Genomic DNA, 18,619 nt, shown 5'->3' on the forward strand with positions numbered 1-18,619 from the left:
AGCGCTAACTTGAAAAGAATTGCGTAACATTCCCACGCACACATCTGAACATCTCCGATTGGAGGTGGACTATATGTATTACTTGGTAGTAAACGTCCCATCCCTTCGTAGGAGTAAGAATATGACCTGGTCCAAACCTGCTTACACTGATCTGCGCATCGGTTTCGAAGTCACCATGTACTTCGCCAGCCGTTAATCCGCTGGGTAATACAACGCCTCGGTTCGCCCGGGGCGTTTTTGTTTTGAGCTTGATGGAGCTGCCATGTTTGTCCAGATTCTAGGTTCCGCCGCCGGCGGTGGTTTCCCGCAGTGGAACTGCAACTGCGTGAACTGCGCGGGTTTTCGTGATGGCAGCCTGCGGGCCCAGGCGCGTACCCAGTCGTCCATCGCGATCTCCGACGATGGTGTGAACTGGGTGCTGTGCAATGCCTCGCCGGATATCCGTGCGCAACTCCAGGGCTTTGCACCGATGCAACCTGGCCGCGCCCTGCGCGACACCGGCATCAGCGCGATCATCCTGATGGACAGCCAGATCGACCACACCACCGGCCTACTGAGCCTGCGTGAAGGTTGCCCGCACCAGGTGTGGTGCACCGACATGGTCCATGAAGACCTGAGCACCGGCTTCCCGCTGTTCACTATGCTCACCCACTGGAACGGCGGCCTGGCCTGGAACCGCATCGAGCTGGACGCCAGCTTCACCATCCCGGCCTGCCCGAACCTGCGCTTCACCCCGCTGCCACTGCGCAGTGCCGCGCCGCCCTACTCGCCGCACCGCTTCGACCCGCACCCCGGCGACAACATCGGCCTGATCGTCGAAGACCTGCGCACCGGCGGCAAACTGTTCTACGCGCCAGGGCTGGGCAAGGTCGACGCGCCGTTGCTGGAGATCATGGCCGGCAGCGACTGCCTGCTGGTGGACGGCACAATGTGGGATGACGACGAAATGCAGCGCCGTGGCGTCGGCACCCGCACCGGCCGCGAGATGGGCCACCTGGCGCAGAACGGCCCCGGCGGCATGCTGGAAGTGCTGGAGCAATTGCCAAAACAGCGCAAAGTGCTTATTCACATCAACAACACCAACCCGATCCTTGATGAAGACTCCCCCGAGCGAGCGGAGCTGGTGCGGCGCAATGTCGAAGTGGCTTACGACGGCATGAGCATTGAACTGTAGGAGCGATCGAAATGACCGACACGCCATTGACCACCGCTGAATTCGAAGCCGCCCTGCGTGCCAAAGGCGCCTTCTACCATATACACCACCCGTACCACGTGGCGATGTACGAAGGCCGCGCAACCCGCGAGCAGATCCAGGGCTGGGTCGCCAACCGCTTCTACTATCAGGTGAACATCCCCCTGAAAGACGCCGCGATCCTGGCAAATTGCCCAGACCGTGAGATCCGCCGCGAGTGGATCCAGCGCTTGCTCGACCACGATGGCGCCCCCGGTGAGGACGGCGGCATCGAAGCCTGGCTGCGCCTCGGCCAGGCCGTTGGACTGGACCCCGACCAACTGCGCTCTCAGGAACTGGTGTTGCCAGGCGTGCGGTTTGCGGTGGATGCCTACGTCAACTTCGCCCGCCGCGCCAGTTGGCAGGAAGCCGCCAGCAGCTCGCTGACCGAGCTGTTCGCGCCGCAGATCCACCAATCGCGCCTCGACAGCTGGCCGCAGCATTACCCGTGGATCGACCCGGCCGGGTATGAATACTTCCGCACCCGTCTCGGCCAGGCCCGGCGCGACGTGGAACATGGTTTGGCGATCACCCTGCAGCACTACACCACCCGTGAAGGCAAGGAGCGCATGCTGGAAATTCTCCAGTTCAAACTGGATATCCTGTGGAGCATGCTGGATGCCATGAGCATGGCTTACGAACTCAACCGCCCGCCGTATCACAGCGTGACCGAGCAGCGTGTGTGGCATAAAGGGATCACCCTATGAGCTTTGATCGCAGCAAGAAACCCACCTGGCGCCAAGGCTATCGCTTCCAGTACGAGCCCGCGCAAAAGGGCCATGTGTTGCTCTACCCCGAAGGCATGATCAAGCTCAATGACAGCGCTGCGCTGATCGGCGGTTTGATCGACGGTGAGCGCGACGTGGCGACGATCATCGCCGAGCTGGATAAACAGTTCCCCGGCGTGCCTGAGCTCGGCGAAGACATCGAGCAATTCATGGAGGTCGCCCGTGCAGAGCACTGGATCACCCTTGCCTGAAAAACCGCCGATTGGCTTGCCGCTATGGTTACTGGCCGAGCTGACCTATCGCTGCCCGCTGCAGTGCCCGTACTGCTCCAACCCGCTGGATTTTGCCGAGCAGGGCAAAGAGCTGAGCACCGAGCAGTGGTTCAAGGTGTTTCGCGAAGCCCGCGAGATGGGCGCGGCACAGCTGGGGTTTTCCGGCGGCGAGCCGTTGGTCCGTCAAGACCTCGCCGAGCTGATCGCCGAGGCGCGCAGGCTGGGGTTCTATACCAACCTGATCACCTCCGGCATCGGCCTGACCGAACAGAAGATCAGCGATTTCAAGAAAGCCGGCCTGGACCATATCCAGATCAGCTTCCAGGCCAGCGACGAACAGGTGAACAACCTGCTGGCCGGCTCGAAAAAAGCCTTCGCGCAAAAACTGGAAATGGCCCGCGCGGTGAAGGCCCACGGTTACCCGATGGTGCTGAACTTCGTGACCCATCGGCACAATATCGACAAGATCGATCGCATCATCGAGCTGTGTATTGCGTTGGAGGCGGACTTCGTCGAACTCGCCACCTGCCAGTTCTACGGTTGGGCGCAGCTCAATCGGGTGGGATTGTTGCCGACCCGGGAACAGCTGGTGCGCGCCGAACGCATCACCAACGAATACCGCGCCAAGCTTGAGGCCGAAGGGCACCCGTGCAAGCTGATCTTCGTAACGCCGGATTACTACGAGGAGCGCCCTAAAGCCTGCATGAACGGCTGGGGCAGTATCTTTCTGACAGTAACGCCAGACGGCACCGCCCTGCCCTGTCACGGCGCCCGACAGATGCCGGTGCAATTTCCCAACGTGCGCGACCACAGCATGCAGCACATCTGGTACGACTCATTCGGCTTCAACCGCTTTCGCGGTTACGACTGGATGCCCGAGCCATGCCGTTCCTGCGACGAGAAGGAAAAGGACTTCGGCGGCTGCCGGTGCCAGGCCTTCATGCTCACGGGAGACGCGAGCAATGCCGACCCGGTGTGCAGCAAGTCCGAGCAGCACGGCATCATCCTGCAAGCGCGGGAAGAAGCCGAACACGCGACCCAGACCATCGAGCAATTGGCCTTTCGCAACGAGCGCAACTCACGGCTCATCGCAAAAGGCTGACGGCCTCAGCGCTTGGCGATGATGTACACCGCGTGGATGATGCCGGGGAAGTAACCGCACAAAGTCAGCAGGATGTTAAGCCAGAATGCACCGGCGAAACCCACTTGCAGGAACACACCCAGTGGCGGCAGCAGAATGGCGATGATGATACGAATGATGTCCATGGGTAAGCTCCAAAAATCGGCTCGTGTGAGCCGTGTAGCTAATCGACCTTGGCCATTCGTGAGGGTTCAGTGGGATCTGGCGTTGGGCCATCCAGGCAAAAAAACGCCCCCAACCAAAAGAATCAGGCCGGAGGCGCCGCGTAGACCGCGAGACGGTTCAGGAAGAGGTTAAACGGCGACGCCCTTGCGGCATTGCAGTTGTGCGGTGCGCACGCGGGAGAAGGCACGGGCCAGGCGCAGGAGCATTTCGTCGATGTTGCTTTTGCTCACGGTCAGGGCCGGGGTGAAGCGCAAGCAGTTTGGTTGCGGGGCGTTGATGATCAGGCCTTCGTGCAGGGCAGCTTTTACAACAGCATCCGCAGAATCATCCGACAACGTCAGGCCCCACATCAGGCCGTGACCACGCAATTGACCGTGGTCGTAGCGGTAGGCCAGACGGGCCAGCCCCTCGCCCAGGTACAAGCCGGACTCACGCACGTGGTCCATAAAGCCGTGCTCCAGCACCGCCTCGAGTACCGCCAGGCCGGCCGACGCCATCAGCGCATTACCGTGGTGAGTACCTTCCAACTCGCCCACCTCGAAACAACAGGCTTTACCACGCGCCAGTAGTGCTGCGAGGGGCACACCGCCGCCCAGGCCTTTGCCGAGGGTGATGATGTCGGCACGCACGCCGTATTGCTGCTCGGCGAGCAAGGTACCGCAGCGGCCGATGCCGGTTTGCACTTCGTCGAGAATCAGCAGGATCCCCAATTCACGGCACAAGCGCTCAACGCCTTTGAGGTAATGCTCGGTCGCAGGAATGACGCCCGCTTCGCCCTGGATCGGTTCGAGCAGGATGGCGACGGTTTGCGCGTCGACTGCCGCATGCAGCGCTGACAGGTCGTTGAAGGGCACATGGCTGAAGCCGGGCAACTGCGGTTCAAAACGGTTTTCCGGGCCACCCGCCGATGCCGACATCGCGGCGAAACTGCGACCATGGCTACCCGCGCTGGCACTGATAATGCGGTAGGCCCCGCCGCGATGCAGCTGGCCCCATTTGCGCGCCAACTTGATCGCTGCTTCGACGGCTTCCGCGCCGCTGTTGAGCAGGTAAGCCTGATCGCTACCGGTGCGATGGCACAGGCGCTCAGCGAGGTTGAGTTGAGCGCGGTTGTGCAGGCCGTTGCCGGGGTTGATCAGCGCCTGGGTCTGGTCAGCCAGCGCCTTGATCAACACCTGGGGGCTGTGGCCGAGGCTGTTGGCTGCGTTGCCCTGACTGAAATCCAGGTAGGCACGGTCGTCGCTGTCCCACAGCCACGAGCCCTGGCCGCGCACGAAAACGTGCGGCGGGCGGGCGACGCAGGGCATCAGGGACTCGCTGGAAGACGTCTCGCTGGGCGCCTCGAGAAGCAAATCGTCCAGGCTCGGCGCAGCGCGACGGAACAGATTCATAGCTCACCCCCAATAGCAACCGGACCTTGGTCGGTGCGGCACGCCAGAACGGCCCTGAGGTTTTTTGCCTTGCCTATGTAAACCCTATCAACATAAACGCTGTTCATTGCTCGATTCGGCCCTGTAAGCCCTGCGAATAGGCGCTAGACTAGGCGCCTCAGCGGCCAACAGCCATTTCGTTTTTCCAGCTTTTTCGATAAGTAAGCCTTATGGATTTCAAGCAACTGCGTTATTTCGTCGCGGTGTATGAGGAAGGCCACGTAGGCCGTGCCGCCGAGCGCCTGTCGATCTCCCAACCGGCGCTGTCTCAGCAGATACGCCAGTTGGAACAGAACCTGGATGTGAGCCTGTTCGAGCGCAGCAGCAAGCGCCTGCTGCCGACACTGGCGGCGCACACACTGTACAACCATGCCCTGCCGCTGATCGATGGCATGCAACAGGCGGTTGAAGCACTGCGTAACTTCAAGGGGCAGGCGATGCGCACCTTGGCCATCGGTGTCCTGCAAACCGTGCACACCAGCCTGGTGCCGCAGATGCTGGAGCGTGTGCGCAAGGCCCAGCCACATCTGGTGGTGCAGATTTACGAATTGACGGGGCTTGAGATCGAGCGACGACTGCTCAACGGCTCGCTGGATATTGGCATCAGCTACCTGCCGCCACGCCAGCCGGGGCTGCACGGCGTGTTGTTGTATGAAGATGAGTTAAAGGTGGTCATCCCCGAGGACCATCCCTTGCGGGCATTCAAGAAAGTCTCGCTGAAGCAGGCGGCCGAGTTGCCCATGTTGCTGTTGGGGGAAGAGTTTCAAGTCAGGCAGATCTGGCAGGGCCAATTGTCCAACCTCGGACGACGCCCGCAAGTACAGGCGGAGCTGAACACCATGGTGGGGATTCTCGACAGCTTGCCCCACACGAAGTTGGCGACGGTGCTGCCGGGGCGTTCCCAGGACGAACACAACAGCCAGTCACTGTTATGGAAACCGCTGAGTGAACCCAGGGTGCCGCTGAAAGTCGGCTTGGTGTGCCGCGATGTGCAGCGTCAGCAGGCGACGATGGCGTTGCTGCGCACCTTGCTGGAAGACGTGATGAATGCCCCGCAGGCACCGGCCTGACTTTTTCACGGGCAAAAGAAAACCCCGCCGAAGCGGGGCTTTGCAGACTGTTTCCCTGACATCCATTTCACTCCGCCTTCCTGGCAGAATCCTACGTGTCCGTGTTGTTGCTTTGCGCTTCCTGCGCGACGTCCATGTGAAGTAGATTATCCGTGGATCCAATCTGGCGATAGAGGACGAATAGCAGCACGTCATGTAAGAGAATGCTTACACACTCTCCAATCCCTTAAAACAGTGCTTCATCCAGCAAGAACAGCGATTCGCTGCCGGCTTTTACCGACGCACTCAGCGAATGAATACGCGGCAATAGACGCGCAAAGTAGAAGCGTGCAGTACCCAGCTTGCTGGCGTAGAAGTCTTCTTCCGATTCCTTGCCCATCGCAGCCTTGGCCATGCGTGCCCACATGTAGGCATAAGCCATGTAGCCAAAGGCATGCAGGTATTCCACCGACGCCGCGCCGATTTCGTTCGGGTTGGTCTTGGCGCGGTCCAGCACCCAGGCGGTCAACTCATCCAGGTTATCCACCGCCGCGCTCAGCGGTTTGGTGAATTCGGCCAGCTCGGTCCCCGACGAGGCAATGAACCCACGGATTTCGTCAGCGAACAAGGTATAGAACGCCCCGCCACTGCCGACGATCTTGCGTCCCATCAGGTCCAGGGCCTGGATGCCGTTGGTGCCTTCGTAGATCTGGGTGATGCGCACATCGCGCACCAGTTGCTCCTGGCCCCACTCGCGAATGTAACCGTGGCCGCCAAATACTTGCTGGCCCAGCACAGTGGTTTCCAGCCCCAGGTCGCTCAGGAAAGCCTTGGCCACCGGCGTCAGCAATGCCACCAGGTTATCCGCACGCTCGCGGGCAGCGGCGTCGTCGCTGAATTTGGCGATGTCCAGCTGCGTCGCCACGTAGGTGGAGAACGCCCGGCCACCTTCGTTCGCGGCTTTCATGGTCAGCAGCATGCGCCGCACGTCCGGGTGCACGATGATCGGGTCGGCCATTTTGTCTTGCGCCTGAGCGCCCGTCGGTGCACGGCTTTGCAGGCGGTCGCGGGCATATTCGATCGCGTTCTGGTAGGAACGCTCGCCGGACGCCAGTCCCTGGATACCGACACCCAGACGCTCGTAGTTCATCATGGTGAACATTGCCGCCAGACCGCGGTTCGGCTCGCCTACCAGGTAACCCACGGCGTCGTCGAAGTTCATAACGCAGGTCGCCGACGCCTGGATCCCCATCTTGTGCTCGATGGACCCACAGCTCACCGTGTTACGCGCGCCCAGGCTGCCATCGGCATTGACCATGAACTTCGGCACCAGGAACAGCGAAATCCCCTTGGGACCGGCCGGTGCATCCGGCAGTTTGGCCAGCACCAGGTGGATGATGTTGTCGGTGAGGTCGTGTTCGCCACCGGTGATAAAGATCTTGGTGCCGCTGACTTTGTAGGAACCGTCCGCCTGTGGCTCGGCCTTGGTGCGGATAATCCCCAGGTCGGTACCGGCATGGGCCTCGGTCAGGCACATGGAGCCGGCCCATTCACCGGAATACATCTTCGGCAGATAAGTCGCCTTGAGTGCTTCGCTGGCGTGGGTGTTGATTGACACGCAGGCGCCGGATGTCAGCATCGGGTACAAACCGAACGCCAGGCTCGATGAGTTGATCATCTCTTCAACCTGGGCGGACACCGCCTTGGGCATCCCCATGCCGCCGAAGATCGGATCACCGCCAACCCCCACCCAGCCGCCTTGCGCATAGGTCGCGTAGGCCTGTGGAAAGCCATCCGGCGTGAACACCGCGGTGTTGTCCCAGCGGCAACCCTGTTCATCGCCACCGCGGCTGAGCGGGGCGATGGATTTGGCGGTGACCTTGCCGGCTTCTTCGAGGATGGCCTCTACGGTTTCGGCGTCAACGGTGTCTGCCAATGCCGGCAATTGGGCCCAAGTGGTGGCGACCTCAAAGACTTCGTTGAGGACGAAGCGCATATCACGCAGCGGCGCTTTGTAATCAGCCATGGCAAACCTCGTGAGAACGTGAAAAGTGATTCGGTGAGAGTCGGTTTTACAGGCTCAGAGTGTACCCGAACAACTTTTCAGACACATAGGGTCCACTTGTGACTGATCGGTATTTTTAAGTCATCACAGCGCAAAGGCCTCCGCAGGCAGACTCATCAGGCATTCGCTGCCCGCTTCCACCGCAGCGCGGTGAGTGGCGGTACGTGGCAGCAGACGTTTGAAGTAGAAGTCGCATGTAGCCAGCTTGGCCTTGGCGAAGTCGGTGTCCTGTTGCTCAAGGGCGGCGATTGCCATGCGCAGCCAAAGGTAGGCGAGAATGACGTAGCCGCTGTACATCAAGTAATCCACAGCCGCCGCGCCCACTTCATCGGGATTCTTCATTGCGGCCATGCCGACCTTGGTGGTCAACTCGCCCCACTCCCCATTCAACTGATTGAGCTGCGCCACATAGGCCTTGAGTTGCGGATGCTCGGCATGCGCTGCGCAGAACTTATGCACGATCTTGGTAAACCCACGCAGCAACTTGCCTTGGCTGCCTAGCACCTTGCGCCCCAGCAGGTCGAGAGCCTGGATGCCGTTGGTACCTTCATAAATCGGCGCAATCCGTGCGTCGCGGGCCAGCTGCTCCATGCCCCATTCGCGGATGTAACCGTGACCGCCGAAAACCTGCATGCCGTGGTTGGTCACCTCAAGGCCGGTGTCGGTCATGAAGGCTTTGCAGATCGGGGTGAGGAACGCCAGCAGGTCTTCGGCGTTCTGGCGCTGGGTGGCATCGCTGCTCAGGTGTGCGGTGTCGAGCAACTGTGCGGTGAAGTAGGTCAGTGCGCGGTTGCCTTCGTTGAAGGCCTTCATGGTCAGCAGCATCCGGCGCACATCGGGGTGCACGATGATCGGGTCGGCGGCTTTATCCGGAGCCTTGGCGCCGGTCAGTGAGCGCATCTGCAGGCGGTCGTTGGCGTATTTGATCGCGCCCTGGAAGCTTGCTTCGCCGTTGCACAGGCCCTGCATGCCGGTGCCCAGCCGCGCATGGTTCATCATGGTGAACATGCAGTTGAGGCCTTTGTTCGCCTCACCGATCAGGAATCCCTTGGCACCATCGAAGTTCAGCACGCACGTGGCGGAGCCCTTGATGCCCATCTTGTGTTCAATGGAGCCGCAGTGCACTGCGTTACGCTCGCCGGAGTCCGCATGGAACTTGGGCACGATAAACAATGAAATACCCTTGGTGCCCGCCGGTGCGTCCGGCAGTTTGGCCAATACCAAGTGGATGATGTTGGCGCTCATGTCGTGTTCGCCGGCCGAGATGAAGATTTTGCTGCCGGTGACCGCATAACTGCCGTCCGCCTGGGGCACGGCGCGGGTTTTGATCAGGCCCAGGTCGGTGCCGCAGTGGGCTTCCGTGAGGCACATGGTGCCGGTCCATTCGCCGGCAGTGAGTTTGCTGAGAAACGTGTCTTTCTGCACGGCGGTGCCGTGGGCGTGGATCGCCGACATCGCGCCGTGGGTCAGCCCTGGGTACATGCCCCAGGATGTGTTGCTGGAGCCGATCATCTCGCTGAGCACCAGGCCCAGTGACTGCGGCAGGCCCTGGCCACCATAGGCCGGGTCCGCGGCCACACCGTGCCAGCCGCCTTCCACGTATTGGGCGAAGGCCTCCTTGAAGCCTTTGGGTGTAGTGACCACGCCATTTTCGAAATGGCAGCCTTCTTCGTCGCCGCTGCGGTTAAGCGGTGCGAGTACGTTTTCGCAGAATTTTGCGCCTTCTTCGAGAATCGCGCTGACCATGTCCGGGCTGGCGTCAGTCGCGCCCAAGGCGGCGTAATGGCCGTGGAAATCAAACACGTTGTCGATCAGAAAACGCATGTCGCGTAGGGGCGCTTTGTATTCAGGCATGGCAATGTCTCCGTCAGCAGATGGTTTCAACCTACTGCCGGGCATTGCCGCGGACAATCACTGTAGCGCTGCTGAATACAGCGCCATCACTCAACCGGCAGCGCTCTCCATACGCACTGCGCCACGCCGGGTTTGCCCGGCGGCCACCACGCAGTTGCGCCCGGCGCCCTTCGCGGCGTACAGCGCCTGGTCCGCGGATTTAAGCACTTCTTCCGGCGTGCGCTGCTCGGCCTGGCGCTCAGCCACGCCAATGCTGATGGTCACCGAAACACTCGATGCGCCACTGCCGGAACGGCGCTGACGGCCTTGATGATCGTCCTGAGGGCGGTCCGAATTACGCAGCTTGATATCGTAATCGGCGATGATCCCGCGGATTTCCTCCAGGTGCGGCAAGCATTCTTCCACCGTCTTGCCGGCGAACACCACGGCGAACTCTTCACCCCCATAGCGATAAGCGCGCCCGCCGCCGTTGACCTTGGATAACTTGCTCGCCACCAGGCGCAGCACCTGGTCGCCGACGTCATGACCATGGGTGTCGTTGAAACGCTTGAAATGGTCGACGTCGCTCATCGCCAGCACGTAGTTGCGTCCCAGCCGCTGCATGCGCTCGTTCAGTGCGCGGCGCCCCGGCAAGCCGGTCAGCTCATCGCGAAAGGCCATTTGATAAGCCTCATGGGCCACACCGGCGGCAATCATCAGCATCACCTGGCTGCACATGATGTTCAGGGTGAACGGCAGGATGAACGTCTGCGGCAACATCCAGAACATGCCCAGCAGCCCCACCAGTTGCGCTGCATGCAGCGGGCGCGGCTGGTACCAGTACTGCGCCGCCAGGGTCAGGAAGCCGATCAGGAACATCGGGTACGACAGTTGGATCAGGCTCATCCAACTGCCATGCAGCGCCGGCCAGCGAATCTCCGCCAACCAGTTCAGCACCGCCTGGGGATAACTCTGCTCGAGCGCCAAGGCCACGCTGCCGATCGCCAGCAACACCGCGCCACGCGCGACGAAGTCACGGAACAGGTGGGTCTTCTCCTGCCACAGCGCGTAGATGCTGAACAACAACGGCAGCAGCAGGCAGCACAGGTGAAACACCACGGCTGCGTCTTCACGCACGCGACCGTGATCGCGATAGAAGTCTGTCTGGGTATCCAGCAGGAAGTAGGCGATGTACACCGTGATCATCAGAAACAGTTCACGCTGACGACGGTACACCGCGCAATACGAACCGCCGAGCAGCAACACCAGGGTCGGCAACACATTGAACAGTGAGGTGAAGAAGACGTTGAGCTCCTTGACGTACGCAGCCGAGAGCCCGGCCAGCAAGAGCAGCAACGAAGGTAGGAAATGACTGAAACGCACAGCGGACACGCGTGACAAGGGTAAAACTCCGACCCGCAAAAAATGATGGCACTGTGCCTTTACGCTGACAGTTAAGCACAAACTGACACGCATATATCACATTGCCATCACTGTAACGGCAGCCACTACCATTCCCTGAGCTTTTTGTTGCAATGCTTTCTGTCGGGGCTGGCGTGCCCGCTGTGTTTTTTCGCGAGCGGGCTCGCTCCGACGCAGAAACGAAAAAAGCCGCCGCTCCCGGGAGGGAGCAGCGGCTCTTGAAGTGAACCCGGTAAGGCTTAGTAAGCCAGGCCGAAGTCTTCTTCTTTCATGTCCATCAGGTTGTTGGCGCCCGACAGCATGGTGGCCACGTGAGTGCGAGTACGCGGCAGGATACGCTGGAAGTAGAAGCGCGCGGTCTGCAACTTGGCGGTGTAGAACGCTTCTTCGGTGGTGCCGGCAGCCAGTTTCTCGGCAGCCAGGCGCGCCATGTCGGCCCAGAAGTAAGCCAGGCACGCGTAACCGGAATACATCAGGTAGTCCACCGAGGCGGCCCCCACTTCTTCACGGTCTTTCATCGCGGCCATGCCGACCTTCATGGTCAACTCGCCCCACTCTTTGTTCAGCGCAGCCAGCGGTGCAACGAACTCTTTGACCGCTTCGTTGCCTTCGTTGGCCTGGCAGAACTTGTGCACGATCTTGGTGAAGCCCTTGAGCGCTTCGCCTTGGGTCATCAGCACCTTACGACCCAGCAGGTCCAGCGCCTGGATGCCGGTGGTGCCTTCGTACAGCATCGAAATGCGGCTGTCGCGAACGTTCTGCTCCATGCCCCACTCAGCGATGAAGCCGTGACCGCCGTAGATCTGCACGCCGTGGTTGGCGGATTCAAAACCGACTTCGGTCATGAACGCCTTGGCGATCGGGGTCATGAATGCCAGCAGGCCATCGGCCTGTTTCTTGGCTTCGTCGTCGGTGCCGTATTTGACGATGTCCACTTGCTTGGCGGTGAAGTACACCATCGCACGGTTGCCTTCGGCGAAGGCTTTCATGGTCAGCAGCATGCGGCGCACATCAGGGTGCACGATGATCGGGTCGGCGGCCTTATCCGGCGCTTTCGGGCCGGTCAGGGAACGCATTTGCAGGCGGTCACGCGCATATTTCAGGCCGCCCTGGAAGCCGATTTCAGCGTGGGCCAGGCCTTGCAGCGCGGTGCCCAGGCGAGCGGTGTTCATAAAGGTGAACATGCAGTTCAGGCCTTTGTTCGCCGGGCCAATCAGGAAACCGGTGGCCGCGTCGAAGTTCATCACGCAGGTGGCGTTACCGTGGATGCCCATCTTGTGTTCCAGGGAACCACAGGTCACCGCGTTGCGCGCACCGATGGAACCGTCGGCGTTCGGCAGGAACTTCGGCACGATAAACAGCGAAATACCTTTGGTGCCAGCCGGTGCGTCCGGCAGGCGAGCCAGTACGATGTGGACGATGTTATCGGCCATGTCGTGTTCGCCGGCCGAGATGAAGATCTTGGTGCCGGAAACTTTATAGGTACCGTCGGCCTGAGGTTCGGCCTTGGTGCGCAGCATGCCCAGGTCGGTGCCGCAGTGTGGCTCGGTCAAGCACATGGTGCCGGTCCACTCGCCCGACACCAGCTTGGTCAGGTAGGCCTCTTGCTGCTCGGGGGTGCCGTGCTCGGAGATGGTGTTCATCGCGCCATGGGACAGGCCTGGGTACATGCCCCACGACCAGTTGGCTTCGCCGACCATTTCGCTGACAGCCAAGCCCAGGGATTCCGGCAGGCCTTGGCCACCGTGCTCCACGTCGTGGGCCAGGCTTGGCCAGCCACCTTCGACGAATTGTTTGTAGGCTTCTTTGAAACCGGTTGGGGTTTTAACGCCCGACTCACTCCAGGTGCAGCCTTCGATGTCACCCACGCGGTTCAGCGGTGCCAGCACTTGCTCACAGAACTTGGCGCCTTCTTCAAGGATGGCGTCAACCATGTCCGGGGTAGCGTCCTGGCAAGCCGGCAGGCTCTGATAGTGCGCTTCATAGCCAAGCAGTTCGTCACGAACGAAGCGAATATCACGCAAGGGGGCCTTGTAGTCAGGCATAGCGATAAACCTCTGCTGATGTATCTGGAATGAACAACCGCGTGGATGTGTTGTGGCGGTCAAACAGGTGTTTGAAACATACGTTTACCACCTGGGGATGTCAAGCGCCGTCCGGATGCCGTTTGTCATGACATGAATCAAAGGCGCGCACGGCGAAGCCTGCGGCGGGTTGCCACACATGACTTTAGGAGAGATGGGGAGTTTTTGTAGGAGCGAGCAAGCTCGCTCCTGCAGTGACCGGGTAAGACAGAAGGGGATTAAGCGTAGGTGTCGATCAGGGTGCCGAGCATTTCATCCGAAGCCTTGGCGACTTTTGCACCGAGCTCCACTTGGAATTTGCCTTGGGCCATTTCGACCATGTTGCTGGCCGAGTTGGACGGCTGGGCGCGGTCATTGGCTTGCAGACGGTCACTTTGCGCATCCGAGGGCTGGGTCGTCGCGGCGCTGGCAATTTTACCGGCGGCCTGGTCGACACGGTTTTGCCCGGCCTGAATGCTGCTCAGGCCCGAATAAAACGCGCTGCTTCCAGAGATTTCCATGGCGTAAGCCTGCCTTTAGAGAATCGTGAACCTTGATTGAAGCAGAGTCGCCCGCAAAACACCCGTCAAAAACACTAATGGCATAATGCCTTATCGATAGCCAAAATCAGTCAAGCAGGTCCAATTGCAGGTACTCCGCCACGGCCTCAGCCCCGGCGTGCTTGAGTTTCGGCACACGGCCCAGGCACGGCGCGGGCAGGCGTTCGGCCAGGGTGGCGAGGTTTTCTTCCAGACGGGAGGTCTTGGGGTCGATGATATTTGCCACCCACCCGGCCAACTGCAAACCGTCGCGGGCGATGGCTTCGGCGGTCAGCAAGGCATGGCTGATGCAACCCAGGCGCACGCCCACCACCAGGATCACCGGCAGCTTGAGCGCCATGGCCAAATCCGACAGGTTCGCCTGATCAGCCAGTGGCACCCGCCAACCGCCTGCGCCTTCGATCAAAGTGAAATCCGCTTCTCGCGCCAGCATCTGCTGCATGGGCTTGAGCAAGGATTGCACCGTCAGCGACACACCCGCCTCCCGCGCCGCCAGATGCGGTGCAATGGCCGGTTCGAAGGCCACCGGGTTGACCTCGGCATAACTCAAGGGCAACGAACATTCGGCCAACAACGCCAATGCATCGGCGTTGCGCAAGCCTTTGGGCGTAACCTGGCAGCCGGACGCCACGGGCTTGCCGGCGGCGGTGCTTTTGCCGGCTTGTCGCGCTGCGTGGAGCAGGCCGGCAGCGACAGTCGTTTTGCCGACATCGGTGTCGGTACCGGTAATAAAGTAGGCAGCGGTCATAGAGGTTTCTCCAGTACGGCATACACCACTTGGTAAGTCGCCGGCAGGCCCGGGGCCTGGCGGAACCGCTCATACGCCTGCACCAGTGCAACAATCCGCGCGCGCCCCGTCAACCCTCCCGGGCGGCCGGGGTTGAGGTTATGGGCGCCCAAGGCCTTCAACTCATGGGTAAGGCTGCGCACATCCGAGTAATGCAGTACATGGGGACGCTGCTCCAGGCTCACCACCCGCAGGCCGCTGGCTGCGCACAGTTGCTGATAAGCCTCGAAAGTACGGAAGCGGTTGACGTGAACCAAGCCATCCGCCGCACGCCAGCTTTCGCGCAGTTCTTCCAGGGTGCCCACGCAGAGGCTGGTAAAGGCAAGCACACCACCCGGTTGCAACACGCGATAGGCCTCGCTGAGCACCGCTTCGAAGTTCGCGCACCACTGCACCGCGAGAGAGGAGAAGATCAGCTCCACGCTGTCCGCTTTAAGCGGCAAACGCTCTGCATCACCCGCGATGAACTGCTCGGCGCCACCCAAAGGGCGCGCGTGGTTGAGCATTCCTTCGGCGATATCCAGTGCGATGCCTTGGCTGGCAGGCAGCCGCTTACCCAGCATGCGGCTGAAATAGCCGGTGCCGCAGCCCATATCCAGCCAGCGTTGCGGGGTGATATCGGCCGGCAGGCGCATCAGCAATTGGCTGCCCACTGCCCGCTGCAACTCAGCAACGCTGTCGTAACTGGCGGCTGCGCGGGAAAAGGATGCCGCCACCTGGCGCTTGTCCGGCAAGGCTCCCGGCAGCGGGGCGTGGGATAAATCAGTCATCGACGCACTCATGCAAAAAAGCCTGGATGGCCCCCGCTACACCGTGGGGGTCTTCCAGAAGAAAAGCGTGGCCGGCCTGTTCAATCAGGCCGATTTCAACATCAGGCAGCAGCGCCAGCAGATCGCTGGCGGCTTCGGCGGGCACCAACCCATCCAGTCCGGCGAACAGGTGCAACTGCGGGCCGCGATACGCCAGCAAAGCGTCGCGGGTGTCGAGTTGGGCGAGCAGTTCAAGACCGGGCATCAGCACACTGGAAGGCGTATTCGGTGCGCCACTGACCAGCAAGCGTGACAACCCACGCGGGTCTTCGGCACCTTTGGCGCACAGCAAACCAAAACGTTTGAGGGTGACCTGGGAGTCGGCATGGCAACCGGCGAGAAACGCGTCGAACGTCTCGGCGGGCATCGCGCTCGGCCAGCCGTCATGGGCGACAAAACACGGATTGCTCGCCAGTGTGAGCAAGCCGCAACAGCGTTCGCCGCGCCGCGCCGCCAATTCCGAGGCAAGCATGCCGCCCAACGACCAACCGCCCAACCATGCGTTGTCCGGCAGCGTGGCATCGAGTTCGTCGAGCCATTCATTCAGGTCGCTGGAAGCCAGCGCGGGCAAGGGCTCGATCTGCACCTGCAGGTGTTCGTCCAGGCCTTGCAGTGCGGCAGCCAAAGGCTCCAGCGGTGATACGCCGAGGCCCCAGCCGGGCAGCAATATCAGTCGGTCACGCATGGTCGGGCTCCGAACTGCTTGATACGCGCAAACACGCTTCCAATGCGTTTAACAATAGCCGCACCTGCGCCTCGGTGTGGGCCGCCGTCAAGGTCACGCGCAAGCGGGCACTGCCAGCCGGCACGGTGGGTGGGCGAATGGCGGTGACCATCAGGCCGCGCTCGCGCAGCATCTGCGACAGGCGCATGGCCTTGGCGCTGTCACCGATCAGGATCGGCTGGATCGGCGTGAAGCTGTCCATCAGGTCCAGCCCAAGCTGCTCGGCGCCCTGGCGGAACTGGTGAATCAGGCTGTTGAGGTGCTCGCGCCGCCAATGTTCGGTGCGCAGCAGCTCCAGGCTTTTCAAGGTGGCGCAGGCCAGGGCCGGCGGTTGGCTGGTGGTGTAGATGTACGGGCGTGCGAACTGGATCAGGCTTTCGATCAGCGCTTCACTGCCCGCCACAAAAGCCCCAGCCGTGCCAAACGCCTTGCCAAGGGTGCCGACCAATACCGGCACGTCCTCCTGGCTAAGGCCGAAATGCTCGACGATGCCTCCGCCGTTGGCACCCAATGGCCCGAAGCCGTGGGCATCATCGACCATCAGCCAGGCACCTTTAGCTTTGGTTTCACGGGCCAGCGCGGGCAGGTCCGCCAGGTCGCCGTCCATGCTGAACACGCCATCGGTGACCACCAGCGTATTGCCGGTGGCTTTCTCCAGGCGCTTGGCCAGGCTTTCGGCGTCGTTATGCAAGTAGCGATTGAAACGCGCACCCGATAGCAGGCCCGCATCCAGCAACGAGGCATGGTTGAGTCGGTCTTCCAGCACCGTATCGCCCTGCCCCACCAACGCCGTGACCGCGCCGAGGTTAGCCATGTAGCCGGTGGTAAACAGCAGCGCACGCGGGCGACCGGTGAAGTCGGCCAGCGCTTCTTCCAGTTCATGGTGCGGTGTCGCATGCCCGACCACCAGGTGCGAAGCACCGCCGCCCACGCCCCAGCGGGACGCACCGGCGCGCCAGGCTTCGATCACTTGAGGGTGATTGGCCAGGCCCAGGTAATCGTTATTACAGAACGCCAGCAACGGCTGGCCGTCCACCACCACTTCCGGACCTTGGGGGCTGTCCAGTAGCGGGCGTTGGCGATAAAGGTGTTCGGCACGGCGGGCAGCGAGGCGCGCGGCGAGATCAAAAGACATGCTGGCCTCGATACATCAGGTGAACAATGTGGGAGCTGGCTTGCCACCCCTACAGGGATGGCATTTCAATCAAACAACGGCGTTATAGAACTGCTCGCTGCTCTTTTGCTCCACCAGCGCCTGTTCGATCGCGGCCTGATGCACTTCATCGGCATGCTCTTCGCGCGCTTCCGGCAGAATCCCCAGGCGCGAAAACAGTTGCATATCCTTGTCGGCCTGCGGGTTGGCAGTGGTCAGCAACTTATCGCCGTAGAAGATCGAGTTGGCACCGGCAAAAAACGCCAGGGCCTGCATCTGCTCGTTCATCGCCTCGCGACCAGCCGACAGCCGTACATGGGACTGCGGCATCAGGATGCGCGCCACGGCGAGCATGCGGATGAAGTCGAACGGGTCGATGTCTTCGGCGTTTTCCAGCGGCGTACCGGCAACCTTCACCAACATGTTGATTGGCACCGACTCCGGATGCTCCGGCAGGTTGGCCAGCTGGATCAGCAAATTGGCGCGGTCATCAAGGGACTCGCCCATGCCGAGGATGCCACCCGAGCAGATCTTCATACCCGACTCCCGCACGTAAGCCAGGGTTTGCAGACGCTCGCTGTAGGTGCGGGTGGTGATGATCGAGCCGTAAAACTCCGGCGACGTATCAAGGTTGTGGTTGTAGTAGTCCAGGCCAGCCTGGGCCAGGGCCTCGGTCTGGTCCTGATCGAGGCGGCCGAGGGTCATGCAGGTTTCCAGGCCCATGGCCTTCACGCCTTTGACCATTTGCAGCACGTAAGGCATGTCTTTGGCCGACGGGTGCTTCCAGGCGGCGCCCATGCAGAAACGGGTCGAACCGATGGCCTTGGCGCGGGCAGCCTCTTCGAGGACCTTCTGCACTTCCATCAGCTTCTCTTTTTCCAGGCCCGTGTTGTAGTGGCCCGACTGCGGACAATATTTGCAATCTTCCGGGCAGGCCCCGGTCTTGATCGAGAGCAGCGTCGACACTTGCACACGGTTAGCGTCGAAATGCGCGCGGTGCACGGTCTGCGCCTGGAACAACAGGTCATTGAACGGCTGCACGAACAGCGCTTTGACTTCGGCGAGGGACCAATCGTGACGCAAGGTGGCGGTGGTGCTGGCGCTCATGGGCGATTCCTTGATTATGCTTTGGCAAGCGCTGTGGGCAGGGCAATACCCACAGGCACGACACGGATGCTCGGCATATT

At 61.1% G+C, this 18,619-nt stretch carries 18 protein-coding genes; 6 read left to right on the plus strand and 12 right to left on the minus strand.

Translation table 11 applies throughout. The features are described from left to right. The first annotated feature begins 121 nt into the window (after positions 1–121). From pqqA to pqqE, 5 genes are all read left to right on the plus strand, one after another. Positions 122–196, plus strand: coding sequence for a pyrroloquinoline quinone precursor peptide PqqA (pqqA, locus tag BMZ57_RS10355; RefSeq protein ID WP_003194766.1), 75 nt, complete (start codon positions 122–124; stop codon positions 194–196). A gap of 66 nt (positions 197–262) precedes the next feature. Then, positions 263–1,174 (plus strand): pyrroloquinoline quinone biosynthesis protein PqqB, encoded by a 912-nt coding sequence (pqqB, locus tag BMZ57_RS10360; RefSeq protein ID WP_010207003.1) that lies wholly within the window; start codon positions 263–265, stop codon positions 1,172–1,174. A gap of 11 nt (positions 1,175–1,185) precedes the next feature. Beyond that, positions 1,186–1,938 (plus strand): pyrroloquinoline-quinone synthase PqqC, encoded by a 753-nt coding sequence (gene pqqC, locus BMZ57_RS10365; protein ID WP_069672913.1) that lies wholly within the window; start codon positions 1,186–1,188, stop codon positions 1,936–1,938. Further along, entirely contained in the window at positions 1,935–2,210 is a 276-nt protein-coding gene (gene pqqD, locus BMZ57_RS10370) for a pyrroloquinoline quinone biosynthesis peptide chaperone PqqD (protein WP_069672914.1), read from the plus strand. The genes pqqC and pqqD overlap by 4 nt, the downstream gene beginning before the upstream one ends. After that, the gene (gene pqqE / locus BMZ57_RS10375; RefSeq protein ID WP_010207007.1) at positions 2,203–3,333 is read left to right on the plus strand and encodes a pyrroloquinoline quinone biosynthesis protein PqqE; all 1,131 of its coding nucleotides are present in this window, start codon (positions 2,203–2,205) and stop codon (positions 3,331–3,333) included. Before pqqD ends, pqqE begins: the two co-directional genes overlap by 8 nt. Before the next feature lie 5 nt (positions 3,334–3,338). Here the strand turns inward: pqqE and BMZ57_RS10380 are convergent, their stop codons facing one another. Next, positions 3,339–3,497, minus strand: coding sequence for a YqaE/Pmp3 family membrane protein (locus BMZ57_RS10380; protein ID WP_010207008.1), 159 nt, complete (start codon positions 3,495–3,497; stop codon positions 3,339–3,341). 168 nt (positions 3,498–3,665) lie between these two features. Beyond that, positions 3,666–4,928, minus strand: a complete 1,263-nt coding sequence (locus BMZ57_RS10385; protein ID WP_038453977.1) for an aspartate aminotransferase family protein — start codon at positions 4,926–4,928, stop codon at positions 3,666–3,668. Positions 4,929–5,137: 209 nt separating this feature from the next. Here BMZ57_RS10385 and BMZ57_RS10390 point away from each other — a divergent pair, with 209 nt between their 5' ends. Next, positions 5,138–6,037 carry a LysR family transcriptional regulator gene (locus tag BMZ57_RS10390; RefSeq protein WP_010207012.1) on the plus strand — a complete coding sequence of 300 codons (900 nt, stop codon included), beginning with the start codon at positions 5,138–5,140 and terminating at the stop codon, positions 6,035–6,037. 226 nt (positions 6,038–6,263) lie between these two features. Here BMZ57_RS10390 and BMZ57_RS10395 read toward each other — a convergent pair whose 3' ends face one another. The 10 genes from BMZ57_RS10395 to bioB all read right to left on the minus strand — a co-directional run bounded on the left by BMZ57_RS10395 (position 6,264) and on the right by bioB (position 18,539). Then, positions 6,264–8,042: an acyl-CoA dehydrogenase C-terminal domain-containing protein gene (locus BMZ57_RS10395; RefSeq protein ID WP_047542588.1), complete on the minus strand. Its 1,779-nt coding sequence runs from the start codon at positions 8,040–8,042 to the stop codon at positions 6,264–6,266. Between the two features lie 123 nt (positions 8,043–8,165). Next, positions 8,166–9,935, minus strand: coding sequence for an acyl-CoA dehydrogenase C-terminal domain-containing protein (locus BMZ57_RS10400; protein WP_069672915.1), 1,770 nt, complete (start codon positions 9,933–9,935; stop codon positions 8,166–8,168). A gap of 90 nt (positions 9,936–10,025) precedes the next feature. Further along, complete coding sequence (locus BMZ57_RS10405) at positions 10,026–11,315, minus strand: GGDEF domain-containing protein (protein ID WP_042571464.1); 1,290 nt, start codon at positions 11,313–11,315, stop codon at positions 10,026–10,028. 260 nt (positions 11,316–11,575) lie between these two features. Next, on the minus strand, positions 11,576–13,381 hold the full coding sequence (locus BMZ57_RS10410; protein WP_010207016.1) for a phenylacyl-CoA dehydrogenase: 1,806 nt from the start codon (positions 13,379–13,381) through the stop codon (positions 11,576–11,578). A gap of 257 nt (positions 13,382–13,638) precedes the next feature. After that, positions 13,639–13,920, minus strand: a complete 282-nt coding sequence (locus BMZ57_RS10415) for a hypothetical protein (RefSeq protein ID WP_010207017.1) — start codon at positions 13,918–13,920, stop codon at positions 13,639–13,641. A gap of 106 nt (positions 13,921–14,026) precedes the next feature. Next, positions 14,027–14,707 (minus strand): dethiobiotin synthase, encoded by a 681-nt coding sequence (gene bioD, locus BMZ57_RS10420; RefSeq protein WP_069672916.1) that lies wholly within the window; start codon positions 14,705–14,707, stop codon positions 14,027–14,029. Beyond that, the gene (gene bioC / locus BMZ57_RS10425) at positions 14,704–15,516 is read right to left on the minus strand and encodes a malonyl-ACP O-methyltransferase BioC (RefSeq protein ID WP_069672917.1); all 813 of its coding nucleotides are present in this window, start codon (positions 15,514–15,516) and stop codon (positions 14,704–14,706) included. The genes bioD and bioC overlap by 4 nt, the downstream gene beginning before the upstream one ends. Further along, positions 15,509–16,240 carry an alpha/beta fold hydrolase gene (locus BMZ57_RS10430; RefSeq protein WP_010207020.1) on the minus strand — a complete coding sequence of 244 codons (732 nt, stop codon included), beginning with the start codon at positions 16,238–16,240 and terminating at the stop codon, positions 15,509–15,511. The genes bioC and BMZ57_RS10430 overlap by 8 nt, the downstream gene beginning before the upstream one ends. Next, positions 16,233–17,414 (minus strand): 8-amino-7-oxononanoate synthase, encoded by a 1,182-nt coding sequence (gene bioF / locus BMZ57_RS10435; RefSeq protein ID WP_010207023.1) that lies wholly within the window; start codon positions 17,412–17,414, stop codon positions 16,233–16,235. Before bioF ends, BMZ57_RS10430 begins: the two co-directional genes overlap by 8 nt. 69 nt (positions 17,415–17,483) lie before the next feature. Next, a complete protein-coding gene (gene bioB, locus BMZ57_RS10440) occupies positions 17,484–18,539 on the minus strand; it encodes a biotin synthase BioB (protein ID WP_010207025.1) in 1,056 nt (351 codons plus the stop codon). Positions 18,540–18,619 lie beyond the last annotated feature (80 nt).

The sequence above is a fragment of the Pseudomonas simiae genome (assembly GCF_900111895.1).
GTDB classification, from domain to species: Bacteria; Pseudomonadota; Gammaproteobacteria; order Pseudomonadales; family Pseudomonadaceae; genus Aquipseudomonas; species Aquipseudomonas simiae.